The sequence below is a fragment of the Bradyrhizobium sp. WCU1 genome (genome assembly GCF_053474805.1).
In genome coordinates this window covers 617,917-636,816 of the sequence record NZ_CM130280.1, presented here as the reverse complement: position 1 = coordinate 636,816, position 18,900 = coordinate 617,917, and the positions used below count along the sequence as shown (strand labels likewise).

Annotated in this window: 15 protein-coding genes; 10 read left to right on the top strand and 5 right to left on the bottom strand. The window is 59.0% G+C overall.

Annotated features, from left to right (window positions below; all coding sequences use genetic code 11):
* Positions 1–110 precede the first annotated feature (110 nt).
* The 3 genes from ACTUWL_RS03030 (at position 111) to ACTUWL_RS03020 (ending at position 3,565) form a co-directional block, all read left to right on the top strand.
* Entirely contained in the window at positions 111–998 is an 888-nt protein-coding gene (locus ACTUWL_RS03030; RefSeq protein WP_021082432.1) for a hypothetical protein, read from the top strand.
* A gap of 150 nt (positions 999–1,148) precedes the next feature.
* Complete coding sequence (locus ACTUWL_RS03025; RefSeq protein WP_146160364.1) at positions 1,149–2,306, top strand: glycosyltransferase family 4 protein; 1,158 nt, start codon at positions 1,149–1,151, stop codon at positions 2,304–2,306.
* Positions 2,307–2,656: 350 nt separating this feature from the next.
* Complete coding sequence (locus ACTUWL_RS03020) at positions 2,657–3,565, top strand: heparin lyase I family protein (protein ID WP_021082430.1); 909 nt, start codon at positions 2,657–2,659, stop codon at positions 3,563–3,565.
* A gap of 195 nt (positions 3,566–3,760) precedes the next feature.
* On the opposite strand, the gene ACTUWL_RS03015 is transcribed toward ACTUWL_RS03020, so the two are convergent.
* From ACTUWL_RS03015 to ACTUWL_RS03005, 3 genes are all read right to left on the bottom strand, one after another.
* Positions 3,761–5,020 carry a glycosyltransferase family 4 protein gene (locus ACTUWL_RS03015; protein ID WP_021082429.1) on the bottom strand — a complete coding sequence of 420 codons (1,260 nt, stop codon included), beginning with the start codon at positions 5,018–5,020 and terminating at the stop codon, positions 3,761–3,763.
* Complete coding sequence (locus ACTUWL_RS03010; protein WP_021082428.1) at positions 5,001–6,263, bottom strand: nucleotide sugar dehydrogenase; 1,263 nt, start codon at positions 6,261–6,263, stop codon at positions 5,001–5,003. The genes ACTUWL_RS03015 and ACTUWL_RS03010 overlap by 20 nt, the downstream gene beginning before the upstream one ends.
* Before the next feature lie 379 nt (positions 6,264–6,642).
* Complete coding sequence (locus ACTUWL_RS03005; RefSeq protein ID WP_021082427.1) at positions 6,643–8,403, bottom strand: hypothetical protein; 1,761 nt, start codon at positions 8,401–8,403, stop codon at positions 6,643–6,645.
* A 687-nt stretch (positions 8,404–9,090) separates the two neighbouring features.
* Between ACTUWL_RS03005 and ACTUWL_RS03000 the strand changes: the two genes are divergently transcribed.
* The 7 genes from ACTUWL_RS03000 (at position 9,091) to ACTUWL_RS02970 (ending at position 16,179) form a co-directional block, all read left to right on the top strand.
* Positions 9,091–10,239 carry a Gfo/Idh/MocA family protein gene (locus tag ACTUWL_RS03000; RefSeq protein WP_021082426.1) on the top strand — a complete coding sequence of 383 codons (1,149 nt, stop codon included), beginning with the start codon at positions 9,091–9,093 and terminating at the stop codon, positions 10,237–10,239.
* Entirely contained in the window at positions 10,232–10,885 is a 654-nt protein-coding gene (locus ACTUWL_RS02995) for a sugar transferase (RefSeq protein WP_291738666.1), read from the top strand. The genes ACTUWL_RS03000 and ACTUWL_RS02995 overlap by 8 nt, the downstream gene beginning before the upstream one ends.
* A gap of 41 nt (positions 10,886–10,926) precedes the next feature.
* Positions 10,927–12,090 (top strand): DegT/DnrJ/EryC1/StrS family aminotransferase, encoded by a 1,164-nt coding sequence (locus ACTUWL_RS02990; RefSeq protein ID WP_021082424.1) that lies wholly within the window; start codon positions 10,927–10,929, stop codon positions 12,088–12,090.
* Between the two features lie 2 nt (positions 12,091–12,092).
* The gene (locus ACTUWL_RS02985; protein WP_021082423.1) at positions 12,093–12,851 is read left to right on the top strand and encodes an N-acetyltransferase; all 759 of its coding nucleotides are present in this window, start codon (positions 12,093–12,095) and stop codon (positions 12,849–12,851) included.
* A gap of 31 nt (positions 12,852–12,882) precedes the next feature.
* On the top strand, positions 12,883–13,863 hold the full coding sequence (locus ACTUWL_RS02980; RefSeq protein WP_021082422.1) for a glycosyltransferase: 981 nt from the start codon (positions 12,883–12,885) through the stop codon (positions 13,861–13,863).
* Between the two features lie 88 nt (positions 13,864–13,951).
* Positions 13,952–14,965 carry a polysaccharide deacetylase family protein gene (locus ACTUWL_RS02975; protein WP_299104228.1) on the top strand — a complete coding sequence of 338 codons (1,014 nt, stop codon included), beginning with the start codon at positions 13,952–13,954 and terminating at the stop codon, positions 14,963–14,965.
* A gap of 62 nt (positions 14,966–15,027) precedes the next feature.
* On the top strand, positions 15,028–16,179 hold the full coding sequence (locus ACTUWL_RS02970; RefSeq protein ID WP_021082420.1) for a glycosyltransferase: 1,152 nt from the start codon (positions 15,028–15,030) through the stop codon (positions 16,177–16,179).
* A gap of 27 nt (positions 16,180–16,206) precedes the next feature.
* On the opposite strand, the gene asnB is transcribed toward ACTUWL_RS02970, so the two are convergent.
* Complete coding sequence (gene asnB, locus ACTUWL_RS02965; protein ID WP_299104231.1) at positions 16,207–18,162, bottom strand: asparagine synthase (glutamine-hydrolyzing); 1,956 nt, start codon at positions 18,160–18,162, stop codon at positions 16,207–16,209.
* 149 nt (positions 18,163–18,311) lie between these two features.
* The gene (locus tag ACTUWL_RS02960; RefSeq protein ID WP_035653581.1) at positions 18,312–18,686 is read right to left on the bottom strand and encodes a hypothetical protein; all 375 of its coding nucleotides are present in this window, start codon (positions 18,684–18,686) and stop codon (positions 18,312–18,314) included.
* Positions 18,687–18,900: the final 214 nt, after the last annotated feature.

Here is an 18,900-nt window from a genome sequence, read left to right as displayed (position 1 = left end):
GCGGCGAAACTCGAGCTCTTGCGGATTGTTGACGACCAGGAGAAGTGGACGTTCAATCGATAGAATTCGAGCGACCCTGAGAGAAGCGAGCCGGGCGGAGGGTACAATACATGGCGGTTCTGATGCGCTTCTCCGGAGATCTTGGGGGCGGCGTGACTTTGAATGCAAGGGACTTTCTGACGGAAGGTGATGTCTTTACGCAGACACAGGAAGCAGCGTTCTTCGCCTCAATTCGTCTGCGCAATGGCACCTACAAGACCACCGATCATCATCGCCTCGATGATCTCAATGAGATGGTTATCGGTGAGTGGAAGAAACTCGGCAGCAAGCCGAGCCAGATCATGGACGTAGGCGTATCGTCGGGGATTTCGTCGCTCGAATGGGCGGATGCTCTGACGCGTGCCGGCGTCGAGGCGAAGATCCTGGCGAGCGATCTGTGCATGCGCGGGAGCCTTTTGCGCCTGTTGCCGGGATATGATGTTCTTCTCGATCGTGATGGCAGGGTGCTTCAGCACATCGTCGCCAATCGTCCGGTGCGCTGGTATCTGAATGGTCCGCGGGACTTTCTGAAGGGCACCGGATTCGTGGTTGCCGCGCTCAACGCACTTGCAGGCGCGCTCCTGCCTCTCGCCAACGCGAGGGGGGAGGCGAAGGACATACTCCTGGTGAACCCGCATGCCCGCGACGACGCACGTCTGAGCTTTGCCGACGATGACATTCTGGCGCCGAACCCGGCGCAACTGCGCCGCCGGTTCAACGCGATCCGCGTGTCAAATCTGCTCAATCATGGTTATTTCAACGATGCGCAGTTGCTCGGCGCTGTCGGCAATCTCAGGGATCGCCTAGTCGGTGCCGGCTCGTTCCTCATCGTGAATCGAACACTCGCAGACGGCACCAATCACGGCACGCTCTTCCGGCTCAACGACGCGAACGAATTCGAGGCGGTGGCCAGGCTACGGGAGGGGAGTGAGATTGAAAGTATCGTGTTGGCAGCTTGACGCGAGACGATCGAACTTCTTGATGAAGGCAAGGCTCGCTCTTTGGCTGCACAAACTGAGAAGCCATACACCTTGCGTTCACGGGCAATGCCGCGTTCATGTCGCCGAGCTTCTTTTCATGGAACGGGCCCATTAAGAACGGGGTGTTGAGTGCGTATTCTCTCGATGGACTTTTCCATTCCTTATCTGATGAGAGATGAGAACTATCCGATTGGCGGGTGGGCGATCGAGCTCGCAGTGTGGCTTCGCGCGCTTGAGAACGCCGGCCATGACACTGCTGTGCTCACCTGGAAGGGCGCGCTGGAGCACGTGGGTTCGGGACAGCAAATCAAGCTTATCGAAACTTACGATCCCGCCCGCGGCATTCGGGTCGCGAAGTATTTCTATTCATATATTCCGAAAGTATTGGCGGCTGCCCGCAGCTATCGCCCGGATGTTCTGGTGCAAGGCGTATGTGGGATACATACTGCCATGATGGCGTTCGTGGCGGACCAACTAAGGGTGCCGTTCGTTTATCGCGTTGTAAGCGACATAGATGTCGACGAGCGATGTAAGGCTCTCCTTCCATCCTATGAATGGATATCCTATTCGTGGGCCAGGCATCGCACCGCCGGGTTTCTCTGTCAGAATGAGTATCAGCGCGGAAAGTTGGCAGCGCTCTTTCCGGGCAAGCCAGTGCACGTTCTCCACAATCCGTTTGCTGTAGCAGAGGATGCGGCTGCCCCTCTGCCGCGCACGAAGCGTGGATACGTTGCCTGGCTCGGTGTCTTCCGCTATCCGAAGAACTTGCCTCTGCTGTTCCGGATTGCTCAGGCCCTGCCGGCCGTCAACTTCCGCGTGGCGGGGATGACGTCACCGAACACTGATCAATCGACGCTGGACGCCGTGAATGGTTTGCGTCAGCTGCCGAACGTTGAATTGGTTGGCTATGTCAGGCGAGCGGACGTCCAGCGCTTTCTGTCAGAAGCAACGATGCTCCTCTGTACGTCGGATTTCGAGGGATTCTCGAACGCGTTTCTGGAGGCGCTCGCCGTAGGTGCCCCCATCGTGACGCGTCGGCATGTTGATCCGGACTCGATTGTCGAGCGTCATATGCTGGGTGCATCGGTCGAAGACGAGTTGGAGCTTTCCAATTCCGTGAGTGCGATTTGGAATATGGACGCGGGTGAATACGACGCACTCAGCCGGCGATGTCAGATCTACGTCAAGGCCAATCACTCCCCGGCGGTAAAGACGCACGAGTTGATGGCGGCTTTGACGCCTCTTGTCGCCGGGTCAAAAGGCTCGGGCGCGACTGTTCTGAACTGAGCGGCTCGCTCGTTGCGCATCCAGATTGGGGACGAGTAAACCAGGACGCCGTGCGGTGAGCCGTTCAGCTGAATCCGGCCGGCGGTTCTGCGTCCGGCGTCAACAAGCGCCACAGGGGCCTTATCGGCACAACAGCCATCGAACGCTCTGGTGGCATGGTCCGCTAGCAGGCATGTGCGCTTAGCTGCGCTTCTGGGCGCAGCGATCATTTCTTTGGAACTCGCGCCCGGCGGTAGTCCTTATTTTCCGTCGATTGAATCCGGTGAAAAATTGCGTCGAGAATTGAATAGGTTACCTTTGGATGTGACGACGTGCATTTTATGACAGTAGCTGGTCGAATAGGGATAGCAATGAAGATAGTCTTGCCCTTCATCTTTGCGCTGACTGGGAGTGTGGCAAATATCGCTGGTGGATCGACGGCGCTTGGCGCCGATGCTAGTGATCAGAGGAAGCTGTTGGCTGAGGGGCCGTCCGCCGCTATTGACACTGTTGCTGGCGCCAACGGGAGTACGGCTAGTACAAGAACAGCTGCTCCGTCGATCACGTCGTTCTCCGGCAAGCCGCGAACCCGCTTTCAGATCGGCGAGGATGCCTACGGCGTTCACGTTGCTGACCAGAGCTACAGTCTGACCAATCCTGCTCCTCAAACCCTGCGCTTCGAGGTCCACAAGGGCGACTATGCCTGGTACGACAGCGCGTCTGTCGATCGTGCCGAGATCAATTCCGCGGTGACCTATCCTGCCGGCACGCCCATCACGCTTACCTACCAGTTCATGGTGGAGGCGAACGGCAGCAACGGAGCGTTCGTGAACAGCGCGACCGGCTGGTTCATCGTCGGACAGTGGCACAACGACGACGACGCCTCGGGTGTGGGAACCTCACCTCCGGTCGCGCTGAATATGCAAGGCGATCACCTGCAGGTGCTCGTACGCTACTGTCCGCCCGGCAAGAGCCCGAGCAACGGTGCGGGCTTCGTCGTCACCAAGACGCTCTGGACCGACCCGACCCCGGTCGTGACCGGCCAGTATCACGACGTGAAAGTGCAGGCCCGATTCTCGAATGATGCCACTGGTTACCTGAAAGTCTGGATCGATGCGGCACCGGTCGTGAACTACAGCGGACCGCTAGGCTATGGGGTCGGCACCAATTGGGGATACGGAATTTATCGGTCGTCGGCGCCCGAGATTGCTGCCGTCAATTATCGGCGTTTGACGATAACGAGCGGCTCGTTAACGCCCATATCGTCAGGGCAGCCATGACCCGCGCTGCGCAGCGTCACTGCGGCTCAGCTCCCGAGCCCGGACCGATGTGGCCTGCCGAGCGGAGCCGGTCTGCCAGTCGCCTTGGCGTACCCGCGCAAAGCGGCCACTTCGGCGATACTCAGGTGGTCTGAACTATGGGCATTCTGCGACGGGGATCACGCGTCAGCTGAAGCGCGGAGAGAACAAGTTTCCCTATTTGCCCCTCAGCTTGAATACCTTTTCATAAGCGGCCAGAAGCTTCGTCGATGCGTGATGCCAGGCGAGTTCGCCATTAATTCTGCTCTGACCGAATGCGCCCATGGCTTCGCGCCGCGCCGGATCTTCCAAAAGCTCCAGTATTTTATCGCCGAACTCGGCGGTGTCCGCATTCTGGACATACAACGATGCCTCTCCTGCGGAAAAGCGGCCTTCCGTGAGATCAAACTGGACGATGGGCTTGCCCAACGTCATGTACTCCATGATTTTGTGCATCGTCGATTTGTCGTTCATCGAACTGGGGCGGTCCGGATTTACACAGACGTCCGCCGTCGACAGAATTGTGAATAGCGTATCGTCATCGACCCGGCCCGTGAACGTGACCACATCGTCCAGTTCTAGCGCCACTGCGAGCTTCTTGAGCTCCTCCAATTCGCGTCCGCCTCCGACGATCACGAACTGGATATCATCGCGGTTCCGAATGCTGCGGATGTGCTTGATTGAATCCAGCAGCAGGTCGAGCCCCTCCTGTCTCGCGATAACACCGACATATCCGACGAGATACTTGCGCCCCTTCTTCCAGGCGGGGTCGGGTGGAAGCGAGCGAACGCGGGAAACATTCGGAGCGGAGCGGACAACGAACACGCGATCGGGGCTCATTCGGCCCCGCTCGATCGCAATCGAGCGATACGATTGGTTGGTCGCGATCGATACGTCCGCCAATGCGAACGTAACGCGTTCAAGCAGAACCATGACGCGCCAAAGAAAACCACGACGTCCAAATTTCGCCTCGTAGAGCTCAGGATTGACGTCGTGCTGATCGAAAACAAAGGACTTTCCGAACAGAAACTTATGAAATGCACCAACCAGGAAGATGAGATCGGGCGGATTGCACGCATGGATCACATCAAATCCGCGCGTGGCCAGAATTCTCACGCTCAACACGAATTCCCAGAACAGCGCCACGCTGTACTCGACCGCATAACCCAGCACCCCACGGCCTTCTTCAGGCATCCAGTGGCGATAGACTGCGATTCCCTCGAGCATCTCGAACGAGGCCGTTGCGCCCGGTCCCTTGGGACAGATCACGGACACCTCGTAGCCATGCCGCGCCAACGTGCTCGCTTCCGACCATACCCGGCCGTCGAACGGTACTGGAAGATTTTCGACGATAATCAGCACTCGGCCACAAACCGAGCCAACGCTCGCCAATTCGGATTCGCGCGTAACGGCGTCGTCACGAGAGAGTGTTGACATCAATTACCCGCTTTGCATTCAGCGCCATTTGTTTCGCCCACCCTCTGGTATCAATGACAAGGTCGAACAGCTCCGATTCAGCGGTCGATTTCGGGATCAGCAGTTTGCGGAGCGCGGGCAAATTGGAGAACGCGTAGCCAAGGTTCTGCCCCAGCAGTTTCGATGGCTCGACATGTGGATCGTAGATCGACAGGCCGATATGCAAGCGGAGGAATTTGCGAGCCAGGTCGATATTGGGGCTCTCGCGAAGATCGTCGCTGTTCTCCTTGAACGCGAGCCCCAGCATAAGCACCCGTCCGCCGGGTTGAACCGCCTTTAGGCAATTCTCAAACAGGAAATTCTTGTGCTCATCGTTCGACCTGAGTACCGAGTCCACGAGCCAGGTATGCGCGCCAACGTCGCTTGCGATGTACTGGAGCGCGCGAACGTCCTTTGGCAAGCATGAACCGCCGAATGCGCCGCCCGGCCTCAAATAGTAGGGTGAGATGTTGAGCTTGGTGTCAGAAACGAAAATCTTGTGAACGGTGGTCGCGCTAATGCCGAGCTTGTCGCAAACGCGACCGACTTCGTTGGCAAAGGCAATCTTGACTGCGTGAAACGAATTGTCGACGAATTTGGTCATCTCCGCCGTACGATAGGTCGTGTAGAACACCGGCACCGCGATGTTCGCGTTCAATTCGTCGAGGACCGTGCACCGTTCCCCGTCTCTCGTTCCGATCACGATCTTCGGTGGATTGAAGAAATCCTCTATCGCCACCGACTCGCGCAAGAATTCGGGATTGTAGACGACCTCGATGAGGTCGATCCTGCCGTTCAACGTGCTCTCGAAGATCGGAAGGACCAGATCCTCGATTGTGCCGGGCCGCATGGTGGAACGAAATACGACGGTTAACGTCGTCGTGCGCGTGGGCCCGATGAGGTCCGCGATCTGATGGGAGACTTCAGCGACAAAGCTCATGTTGTGGGATCCGTCCGGCGCGCTTGGCGTTCCCACGCACACTATTGCCAATGTGCAGCTGTCGAGCTGCCCGCTCGCGTCCTTCGTTGCACTCAGCAAGCGCTTTCTGACGGCGGACTCCACAAGTTGATCGAGGCCGGGTTCCGTGATTGGCGATTTCCCCGAGTTGACGATCGCGACCTTTTCATCGCTGATGTCGACGCCGATGACTTCGTGGCCTTGCCTGGCGAGGCAGGCGGCTGTCGTCATGCCCACGTAACCCAGTCCGAACACGGCTATTTTCATTTTTATCCATCACGCTGACCAGGTTGCGTTGGCAACACCGGCGGCTGCTTAGGGGTTGGCTGCAAGGTCGACGGTTTCGTTCAGGGGTGGTCTGCGAACCCGCGCCCTGGATGGGTGTCAGGCATCCGCAATTCCCTCCAAAGTGCGCGAGGTCTCTAACTTGGGATCACAATAACGAGGACTTCAAACCTGTGCCCAATTGTATGCGTTTAGGCCGGCGGAGCGCCTACTTTTTCGGGCTACCTATTCCGATTGCGGCAGGAGAAGGCGGACCGGAAAGGCTTCGTCATGATTGCGATGGAAGTTGATTGATTGTGAGCATCGCTGAGCGATCAGCCGGCCCGGAGCGGCTGGATAGGTCTCTTTGGTTCGTCTCCGGCTAGGCGCGAATGCGAAGCAGGTAGCCGTAATTGTCACGAAGTTCGGATAGATATCGCCGAATGGCCACCCCGAACCGGTATCGGATCGGTTCTGAAGCCGGCGAGGCATCCAGCTGTTCGTGATAAACGCACCGTATGTCCGCAGAGCCGCCGGGAGGGACATCAATCATCAGTCGAACATGTCCATCGATGTATTCGTACGCGACCATGCCTTGGTTGACTTGGACGCCCTTCAAGTAAGCGGCCTGCGGTTCTTGTTTCATGATCCAGACCCGTCGCGTCATCGCCCCGCTGTTCTCGAAGAGGAGTCGTTCGGCCAGCATCTTTACGACGGTTGCGTTGCCGTTGGATTGAATGCTGTAGCTGTGGCAAACGGCATCCTCGAGCGGGCGCCAGCGGAGTTTCCATCGCAAGGATGCGAGCTGCCGGAGAAATGCCGCCAGTTCGCTACCGTGGCCGCGGAGAAGGTCGTGATGCCCGGCAATAAAGCACGGCTTGCCCAGGAGTCCGTCAAACGCGAAGTTTTCGACGCCGTGGTGCATGTATCGTCGGGTATAAATTGGGAAGCTCCCATACCTGACGATGGCAACACTCCAGAGATCTGCGAGTGTCGTTTCGTTCAGCGCGTCATCGGCTGGTGCGACCTCTGTGTTAACGGCCGCGACGAAGCCATTTCGCTTGAGCGCCGAGGCCGCCTCAGGCGAGAATGCCCCTTGCGGGAAAACCATCACGTTTTCGTGGTCGAGCGCAGTCCTGTCGCGAAGGGCCTGCATCCGAAGTCGCGCGGTCTTCAGCTTTCGGTCGAGCTCCTCAGGTGAGCGGGCTGCAAATTCACCACGTGTGTGATCGCAGCCGTGCACGCAGACGGACAGTTTCCCACTGCTTTTCTGGAAGGCGGCAACAGTGTCGCGATTTGTTCGTCGCCAGTTCCATGGAATAAAGGCGATGGTCGTTGCGAATGTCAGTTTGTCAGCCAGCTGCAGCAGTTCGCTAAAATCGAGGAGACCGTACCGTGGCCACAGAGGCGGATCGTCAATGATCAGGCAAGCGCTTGTCTCTGCGGTCGTCGCGCAAACGCCGCGGAACGCCCACTTCAGATACATGACAATTGGTACCGCGCCGGCGAAGCATTTCTTCACATCAAAATACGTTGCGGTGCGTTCGTGAATGTCCACCATCGCCGGGGAAGAGCCGGCAAAGAAGCGGACACCGGAATATGTGAACCCGACAAACAGGTCGCCCTCGGGAGCACCCACGATGCTCTGCACGTTGCCATTATGAATGACGAGCGCGGTATCGGCGGCGGCGCGCTCCACTTGGATCTGTAGTCCCGACATTGGGCCGCAGATTTCGGGAAGAGCATCGGTGACCGATACGGTCATTGGGGACTGGCCAGAGCCGCGGATCTCCGCCTCGGGGTCTCCAGTGATCTGGCGCAACAGAGCCCTGCAGGGATCTGCGGCTTGAAATCCATAAACGAAGATCGAACTGGCCGCTGCCAGCCAGGCCGGAAGCGCCTCTGTCTTGCAGCGCTGCAGGACTTGGGCGAGACAGGGCGCGGAAGCGAGGATAGAGAACTGCGGATGGCCTGCTGTCAGCGCGGCTGCATGGTTACCGTCCGCTTCGGCGACTGTCAGCGCCGTCCATGGAATTTCAAAGAAATCGAGAATTGCCGCCAGGTTGCAATCATTGGGCGATGGTACGTCGCCGCGGAGCAGGAGTGCGATCGAGGAGCCTTTGTCCATAGCGTCAATGTTCATCCGGGGGGCCTCATCTCTTGGTAAGGCCGTCAGGCCTTCCGGAGATCATTCGTGCCCCCGCGCTTCTGCAGCAGTTTTGAGGAGTCCTATACGAAGGGGCGCCACGTTTCCACCGAAGGACAGATGCGCAATGGTCGCTCCGGCCAACTAATCCGCGGTAGGCGATAGGACGACCTTGTCATGATCCGATCTGGCCCCTCGTGGTGGGGCGATTTGTGAATCCCGACGTGAGCGTGGATTTTCATTCGCAGCGCTGACATTTGGCGCGAGCCCTGCCTCGGGCACAAGACGATCCCCCGGGGTGCCGCAGACGAATCAGGACGTCAGGCATTCCCGCAGGCCTGATGCGAGGACGGCCAGGTGCTGTTGATCTCTGTCCGAACTCGCCAGCCGGCATTGAAAGCCGAAAAGGCGATGCATTACAACGCGGTGCGCCAACTCTTTGACGCACCCGGTCCGGCCATTGCGCAACGTGCGAAGCTCTCCGGCTCCCGCTGCAAGGGCGGGGGTACCCCCGATGGGCGTGGGTCATAATCCGTGTTCTACAGCGGCGCGCGCGCTCAACCGGCTATCCTGCTCGAACGCACGCTAAGGCCTTCAAACAGGGAGCCATCATGGCGAGATAACCGTGCTCGTAAGGATACTGACGTTCACCATTGCTTTCCTCTGGCGTGATCGTGGCAAAACATGTCGAAACAATTATTTTCCAAACTCGTTCATACTCACAACCAGGCCGCCGGCGCGGAAATTTTGACCGCAAAAGCCGAGCCATCGCTCGCAGTCATCGGTTGCGGCTACTGGGGCGCAAAGCACATCCGCGTTGGCCACGATATCGGCGCAAGAGTGTCGATGGCCGTCGACATGGGCTCTGACAGGCTGGAATACATCAAGTCACAGTATCCCTCTGTCGCTGTTGCGCGTGATATCGACGCGATCCTGAATAACTCTTCCATCGACGGCGTGATTATCGCCACCCCCGCCGTGACGCACTTTGAGATGGCGCGGGCCGCGCTCCAGGCCGGAAAGCACGTGCTCGTCGAGAAGCCGTTGGCCATGACGAGCGCGCATTGTCGCGAACTGATTGCGATAGCCGAGGAGCGGGAGCGTGTGCTGATGGTTGGGCACACGTTCGAGTATCACCCGGCGGTGAGTGTCATGCGTCAAATGATCCGGAGCGGCTCTCTCGGCGAACTCTACTACATCGACTCGCGGCGCCTGAATCTCGGTCTCTACCGGCCCGATGCCAACGTCCTGTGGGACTTGGCGCCACACGACCTTTCCATCATCTTCTTCCTGCTCGAGGAAGCCGCGCAGAACATCGGCGCCTGGGGCTGCGCGCACGTCTTGCCGGAAGTTGAGGATGTTGTTTACGCAAAGTTGGGCTTCAAGAGCGGACCGACCGCCCATGTGCACGTTTCGTGGTTGGACCCCGTCAAGGTGCGCCAGGTCACGGTCGTCGGAAGCGATGCGATGCTGGTGTTCGACGACGTGGAGCCGTCGGAGAAGGTGCGCGTCTATCAGAAGCGCTTCAGGCCGCGGATCAACGGCGACTCGTACGCCGACTTCCAGTCAGCCTATCATCATGGCGACGTACATATCCCCGCGATATCGAGCAGCGAGCCGCTAAAGCTCGAGTTGCTCGATTTTGTCAACGCGATCAAGACTGGCGCACAGCCCGTTGCGAGCGGTGCACATGGCCTGCGGGTTGTCGAAGCGCTCGAAGCTGCATCGGAGTGTCTACGGCTCAACCAGGAGCACCGTGTCGGCGCGACACATCAACCGGCGTTTTTGCGGCGGAACGCGTCGGCGGGGGCCGCCGAAATTGTCGTTGGATGAAGCCGTGCGATGGAAGGCGATCCCGCGGGAATTCGTTAAGCGGGTGCTGGACATTGCGGTCAGCATCACCGCGATCCTGATACTCGCCCCTGTACTTGTCGCGGTCTGGGTGGCGATCCGCCTCGACAGTCCCGGGCCGGCGTTCTTTTGCCAACGCCGGGTCGGGCTGGGCGAGAAGCGGTTCAATTGCTTCAAGTTCCGGACGCTACGTCATGAGGCCGACGAGAACGTCCATCGCGACGCCATTCGGCGGGCTTGGGCGAAGGAGGTTCTCTCGAACGACCCCAATGCCCCCTACAAGCTGACAGATGATCCCCGAGTGACGCGTGTGGGGCGGTTGCTGAGGCGAACCAGTATCGACGAGCTACCGCAACTCCTCAACGTACTGCGAGGCGAAATGAGCATTGTCGGTCCACGGCCAGCGATTCCCTATGAACTTGAGTACTTCCGCGAATGGCATCACAGACGTCATCTCGTGAAGCCCGGCATCACCGGACTTTGTCAGGTTCGTGGCCGCGGTCGACTCTGCCCGGAGGCGATGCTCGAGATGGATGTCGAATATGCGATGAACTGGACCCTGTGGACCGACCTGAAGTTAATTGCTCTGACAGTTCCCGCGGTGCTGCGGGGCCACGGCGCTCGATAGGTTCTCAAGTAACAGAGATGGAATCTGGTGAGGTGCGAATAATGAAAATTCCGTTCGTAGATCTCAAGGCACAATATGCGACGCTGAAGGATGAGGTAGCCGACGCAATTCGGGGCGTGCTCGAGTCCGCGCAATTCATCGGTGGCGAGGCAGTTGCTTCGTTCGAAAGAGACTTTGCCGCGTATTGCCAGGTGCCCTATGCGCGCGGCGTGGCAAGCGGAACGGACGCGATTCATCTGGCGCTGCGGGCCTTGGGTGTTGGCCATGGTGACGAGGTGATTACGACCGCTCATACTTTCATCGCCACCGCCGCCGCCATCGTAGCGACGGGAGCGCAGCCGGTTTTCGTCGATATCGATCCCGATACCCACACGATCGATCCGAGGATGATCGAGCGGGCCCTGACAAGCCGCACGAAGGCGATCGTTGCAGTTCACCTCTTTGGCCAGCCCGCGGACATGGGTCCGATCAAGGACCTCGCACGACGGCGCGGTCTGTTTGTAATTGAAGACGCTGCCCAGGCGCATGGAGCCGAGTATCAGGGGATCCGAACCGGGGCGCTCGGCGATGTCGCCTGTTTTTCGTTTTACCCGGGGAAGAATCTCGGAGCATACGGTGATGGAGGAGCGGTCACCACCAACAGCGCAGCGATCGCCGAGCGGATCGAACGATTGCGCGACCATGGTCGAACCACGCACTACAACCACGCCGAGGTCGGGTTCAACAGCCGGCTCGATGCTCTTCAGGCCGCAGTTCTGCAAGTCAAGCTCCGGCGTCTGGATGAGTGGAACGACCACCGGCGGCGTGCTGCGGAATGGTACACTGCGGAGTTGACGCACGCGAGCGTCGGGACGCCGTTCGTCCGAAAGGGATCCACCCACGTCTACCATTTGTACGTGATCACGACCAACGAGCGGGACGCAATGCGCAATAGGCTCGACGAGGTCGGCGTGGCGAGCGGAATCCACTATCCGTTGCCGCTCCACCTACAGCCTGCGTTTGCTTATCTCGGCTACAAGCAGGGCGATTTGCCGTGCTGCGAAGCGATGGCTGCGCAATCATTGTCTCTTCCCATGTTCCCGGAGCTCACGCGCGACCAGGTGCGCGATATCACTGCGATTGTGCGTGCTGTTGCCGATCGGAAAAGCCATAGGGAACCGCAGCGGAAGCCCGTCGCGATGCACGCGGATGGCGGGAAGGTGTGACGATGAACCGAATTAGTGCACGGGCGGTGGTCGAGACCGAGGCGATCGGTGCGGACGTGACGATCGCAGAGTTCGCCGTGGTGCGGTCTGATGTTACGATCGGCAATAGGGTTGTCATTCATCCGCATGTCGTGATCGAGAGTGGGGTGAGAGTAGGGGACAACGTCGAGATTTTCCCGGGTGCCTATATCGGAAAAGTACCCAAGGGGGCCGGCGCGTTGTCGCGGGCCCCGCAGTTTGAAGCATGGATCGATATCGGCGCCGATTGTTCGATTGGACCGCACGCAGTTATCTTCTACGACGTCTCGCTCGGCGCGGGGACCCTGATCGGTGACGGTGCCTCGATCCGTGAACAGTCGCGCATAGGCTCGAAGACGATTGTCGGGCGTTACGTTACGGTCAATTACAACACGCAGATCGGCGATCGCGTACGGGTGCAGGATCATACCTGGCTGGCCGGCAATATGACGATTGAAGACGACGTGTTCATATCGGGCTGCGTCGGCACTTCGAACGACAACGCGATCGGCAGGAACGGTTACGACGGTTCGCCGATGCTTGGGCCCACTATCGCGCGTGGCGCGGCGATCGGCGTGGGTGCCAATCTCCTGCCGGGCGTCAGAGTCGGGATCGGCGCTATGGTCGGCGCCGGCGCCGTAGTGACAAAGGACGTTCCTGACGGTGTGCTCGTGACGGGCGTCCCTGCGGAGATCCGACGAAAGCTCAACGGGGGTGGCAGCAAAGACCAAGTGACTCGATGACGGTTCGTGCCAAAGCGTCGAGGGAGCAATCGTGAGGATCCTCTGTGTCACCAACATGTATCCGAGCCCGGAGAGGCCGGGATCCGGCGCTTTCGTGTATCAGCAAGTACAGCAGCTGCGCCGGTTCGGGCACTCGGTCGACGTTGTCAATATCGTCGGTTCGCAGTCCAAGCTGAACTATCTGAAGGGCATCTTTGACGTCATCCGAAGGACGAGTGCGACGCGATACGACATCGTCCACGCGCACTATGGTTACTCGGCCTATCCCGCAATGTTTCGGTTGCGGGCGCCACTCGTCATCACGCTGCACGGGACCGACGTGCTCGGGAATATCTTCGAGCGGCTGGCCACGCGGGTCGTGTCGCATTTCGCCGATGCCATTATCGTCGTGTCTGAGGAGATGCGGAAGCGGATTCCCGGAATCGTGATTCCCTGCGGGGTCAACCTTGGCGCATTCAAGCCGTACGATCGCGACGAAGCGCGCGCGCGGCTGCGATGGCCTAAAGACAAATTTATCGTCCTGTTTCCGTTTGATCCGACACGCCCTGAGAAGAGATATGATCTGGCGCGGGCGTCGGTCGACCGGCTGGTGCAGAATGGCGTCGACGCGGAGTTGATGACGGTCATCAACGTGCCGAACGAAGAGATGCCCTGGTACTACAGCGGGGCAAACGCCCTGCTTCTGAGCTCAGACTATGAAGGGTCACCGACTTCAATCAAGGAAGCTCTTGCGTGCAATCTTCCGGTGGTGTCGACCAGGGTCGGTGACGTCCACGAACAGTTAAATGGCATCGCGGGAACGTGGATATGTCCACCGGATGCCGCCACGATAGCGCGCAGCCTTCGAGCGGCGTTTGACTGGTCGCAGAACGGCGAGTTTCAGGGGCGTGCGGCGGTGGCGAAATACGACCAGGCGCTGACCGTGGAACGAATTGTCGGGGTATACACCGACGTCCTCTCGAACTTCAGGGCAAGAGGGGTAGGCCGGCGTTTGCTGCGGAGCGGAGGATAGCAATGGGCGTCGTGGAGAAAGCGCCGTCGCAAGCGGCATGGTTTCGGCTAGCGGAGAGGCGCCAGTCCCGCTTTTACGGTGAGTTAGAGTGAAGCAGGCTCTTGCGGACAGCATGATCGAAATGGCCCGTCGGTCCGGCCTGTTGCCGGCCTTCCGCAAGATCTTTGCGGGCCGGGCGGCTATCGTCATGTTCCACGAGATCCAGCAAGATAGCCGCTCGGAATTGATGACAGGGACGTCAGTCGGCCTCTTTGAATATTCGCTCAATTGGCTGCGGCAAGAAGGATGGGAGATTGTCAGTCTTGAAGCATGCATCGAGCGGTTGGCTACGAATGCCGGGACGGGCCGCTATGCGGTGCTTACCTTTGACGATGGCTATCGAGACAATGTCGTGACCGCGCTTCCAATTCTGGAGCGATACAACGCTCCGTTCACGATCTACGTTCCCACTGGCGCTCTGAAACGGACGTTGCAGGCGTGGTGGCTGGGTTTGCGCGAAATGTTTCGTTCTGGAGACACAGTGACGATCGACGCGATGGACATGCGATTCCATTGCCCCCGGTTGCGCGAAAAGATGTCGGGTCTGAATGAGGTTACGGATTGGATTCATCAAGATTATCGCCGGATCGCAATGCTTGCCCCGACGTTCAGCAAGGCGGGCTTGTCATTGTCGGCCCTGAATGAGGCGTACTTTCTGGATGAGCGCGAGCTTCAAAGCCTGGCGCGGCATCCTCTCGTGTCGATTGGCGGGCACACTGACTCGCATGCCGCCCTATCGTGCCTGGATATTCAGTCCGCACGGGCCGAAATGGCAGATAACCGCTCCTATCTGGAGCGATTGCTGCAGCGTCCGGTGCGGCACTTTGCTTATCCCTACGGTGACTCCAAAGCATGTGGCCCCAGGGAAGCGCAGCTTGCAAGGGACATCGGGTTTTCAACCGCAGTGACAACCCGGCACGGGCAGTTGTCTGGTCTCAAGTCAGATCATTTTGCGCTTCCTCGTCTCGGCGTCGGGGGGCAATTCGATACGACGGCCAGGTTCGAGGCGCGGATCAGCGGCGTCCAGTCGGCCGCTCACATGCTGCTGGGGTCCCAACGTTGAATGTAGCGCTGAATCACTCACCGCGAGGTGGACTGAAGCAGTTCACTCGAGAGGGCGCTGAGATGCGCATACTGCATGTTATCGAACGTCTTGCCCCGGGAGGGAAAGAACGACAAGTCGTAGAACTGCTGAAGGGGCTTGCCGCTCACCGTGACGTAAGGTCATTCGTAGCTGTTGTGGACCAGGACGAGGTTAACCTCGAGATTGACCGCGAACACGCGGAAGTCATTCAGCTCAATCGGAGAGGCAAGAAGGATTGGCGCCTTTTCAAGACGTTGTACGAGCTCGTCTCCGACCTGAAGATAGATATCATCCACTCGTGGGGCTCGATGAGCTCCGTCTATGCGACGCCGGTTGCCAAGGTGTGCGGTACGGCCTTCGTAAATGGGTTTGTGCGAGACGCGCCCTCGCATATGTCGCTGTGGAGAAAAGGCTACCTGAGAGTCAAGCTGACGATCCCGTTTTCGGACGTCGTTGTTGCCAATTCTCGTGCGGGGCTGGCTGCCTACGGTATTCCCGAGCGCAAAGGTCTCTGCATCTACAACGGATTCAGTCCTGAAAGGGTGTCCGGCCTAAAGGATAAGACCGAGCTTCGCAGCACTCTGGAGATTGTGACGCCCCACATTGTCGGGATGGTCGCCAACTTCACGCCCAGAAAGGACTATGAAACCTTCGTCGAGATGGCACGCCGGGTCTGCGATCTAAGGGACGACGTCACCTTCTTGGCCATCGGTAGCGGTGAAACGCTGCAGCGGGTGCGCGATAGCATCCCGACTGAACATTCGCTGCGCATCAAGCTTCTGGGGCGGCGGAACGACGTCGAGAGCATTGCCAATCTCTTCACTGTTGGTGTTCTCACCACCAATAGCCGTTTACACGGAGAGGGAATTTCCAACGCGATAACCGAATGCATGGCGTTGGGTAAGCCGGTTGTGGCAACAAACGATGGGGGCACTTCTGAATTGGTCCTGGACGGTCAGACCGGATATCTTGTGCCGAGCCATGACGTCGGCGCCTTGACCGATCGCGTGCTCGAACTCCTCGGCAACGCTGAACTCGCCGATCAATTGGGTGCCGCAGGACGCCGGCGCGTCGAGACGGAATTCTCGCTGGACGCGATGTGTAGCGCGTATCTCTGCCTTTACCGGAAACTGGCGGGCAGGAGAGCGCGCGCGACATGGCAAGGTGGGACTACGAGCGATGTAGTCGATTGATCGTTTGGACCGGTTTTCCGGGGGCGTTCAAATCGGCTCCCGAACGGAATGCCTCGCTCGAGTTTCCAGACTTGACGGCCTGAAGGCTCGCAGGAATAGCTCCAGGTTTGCCAGAGACCAAAGCACCTTTTCGTGGTTTTGACGGCGGGCGAGATGCTCGTTGACCAGCTGCCGCAAGACATCCCTGTTGCAGAACGATGCCACACGCGCGCCATCACTGACCAGCAGATCGGAGATAAATTCGCGATAGGGACCGCGAAACCACTCCTCAATTGGCACGCGAAAGCCGATCTTCTTGCGCGTCAGAATCCCCGGTGGAAGAGTGTGCTGCATCGCTGCTCGCAGGACTGACTTGCCGCCGCTGCGACCGACCAGGAAATTGTCCGGAAACCGCGCGACAAGTTTGGCGAGACTGGTGTCCATGAACGGCATCCTGCCCTCAATTGAACCTGCCATCATCATTCGGTCAGCGCGTTCGAGGAGGTTGTCGGGTAACCACGACGTCTGATCGAAGAACAGCGTGCGCCGCACATTCGACCCGATGCCGATCGAAAACGGATGGGAATCCGGCAGCGCTACGGGCAGGGGACGTCCGATAATCCGGTTCCTTTCGCCAAGGGAAACTCCGCCGAACCAGAGTTGCATCCGGCTCGGCCAATCCCGCTCGCCCGCCGCGGTCGTCACGATCTTGGCGCGGCGCATATCGTACGGCAGCGCGCGCATTGCGGGCGATATGATGCGGTCATGAATCGCCTGGGGAACCAGTCGCTGGTAGAGCTCGATCCATTGTTCGGCACGGTGCTTGGGATAGCCGCCCAGAAGTTCGTCTGCGCCTTCTCCGGTAAGGACCATTTTCACCTTGCTCGCCGCCATATGCGACAGCATCATAACCGGAATATCGGCCGGTTCGGCCGCAGGTGCGCCGCGACGCAGAATTGCGGTCGGCCAGCTCTTCAAGAAGTCGTGCGGCTCCAGCACGATTTCCTCGTGATCGGTGTCAAATTGACGGGCGATGGTACGGGCGTGATCAAGCTCCGAGTAGCTGGCTTCACGAAAGCCGACTGAGAAGGTGCGCACGCGCTCAGAGCTATGGCGGACCATGGCCGCGACAACCGCAGATGAGTCGATGCCGCCGGACAAGTAGGCTCCGAACGCAACGTCACTGCGCATGCGAATGCGCACGGCATCGTCGAACGTCGCCTTGAACATCCGGACTGCCTCGTTGAAGTCCGTGATGTCGGGCTCTGCCGACGCTAGCGGTGGTATGAAATACCGGGTGATGTTTGTCCGGCCTTCGCGCCATACCAGGTGGCAGCCGGGGGGAAGCTTGCGCACGGCTTGAAAGAATGTCCTGGGGCCGGGCACATATCGATTGAGGAGATAATGCTCGACGGCATGCGGGTCGATCGAGGTATTCATGCCCGGGAATTGGAGGAGCGGCTCGATCTCCGATGCGAACAATAGGCCTGCGTTCTCGGCTATGAACAGCGGCTTCTTGCCGAACGGGTCGCGCGCCAGGACGAGCTGTTGGGCCCTCGCATCCCACAATCCGAAAGCGAACATGCCGCGGAAGCGTTTGATCGAATCGACCCCCCAAGCGCGGTAGGCTTCGATCAGAACTTCGGTATCGGAGGATGTGCGAAAGGTGTGACCGAGCGAGTTAAGCTCCTCGCGCAGCTCGATGTAGTTATAGAGCTCTCCGTTGAAGACGAGCCCGATCGAGCCGTCGGCGCTCCACATCGGCTGGGCTCCGCCCTCGAGATCGATGATCGAGAGACGCCTGTGCCCCAAGCTGACTTGATAGCGCTGGTCGGCAGTGTCGCTCTGCCGGTAACCCGCGCCGTCAGGGCCCCTATGCTTCATCAGGTTGGTGAGGCGGACAAGAGTGTCGTAGTCTTGCCGGTGCTCTCCCCGGAGTACCCAGCCAAAAATCCCGCACATGACTCCTGCCAGTTTCTTCCGTGCTGACAGTGCTGGAGCCACGGACGACCATCAAGGAGGAAGGCGGATTAATCCTTCCAGGGTTGCGTCATCGTGTCCTCTCGACTTCCTCGAGAGGCGTGCGCGCGCCCTGGGTGAAATTGCCAGGGGTCGCTGTGCGGTCGGGCGCCGACGGCTGAAGCTTGTTCGGTTCAGCAGCTGATGGTGCAGACAGCTTGGTGGCCCGTTGAAAATGTGCCCACCGAAAGCGTCAGTGCGCCGTATGAGATCGGTGCATGCCCAATCGGTGTCCGCGGCCATTCAAGAATCCTCGCGCGGCGCTCATGGGTGTCGAGGATGATCTTGACGTAGGAGAACCTGTCCACGGCAGCGATCGAGTTGATTGCCTCAATGGGCGCAGTTCGCGACCGCTCCGTTATCCGTAATTCTCCGTACTCGATCGCTGCGTTGCTTGCCGCGCGACCTCGATCATTCGTGATGGCGAGCGCCAACATTGACGCTATCGGTTGAAAACTTTTTTGCGCCCCTACGGCGACGGCGCTGAATTCGACAGCGACGGCAAGCATATGCTCCAGGCGCTGTTGTTTGGACGCTTCAAACTACAGCCAAGCTGGGTAACTCTTTTTTGCCATACTCCCTGATTAACCAGCGGGCTCTGCAGTTGGGGATGGGCGATTCGCACTGCATCGGAATGTGCACGCAGTAGATCCTGTGAGGCATCGAAATCCGCTCGTGGCGCAAGGCGTTGCGAGTGCGTGGTATGTCGCGCGCCTTCGCGCC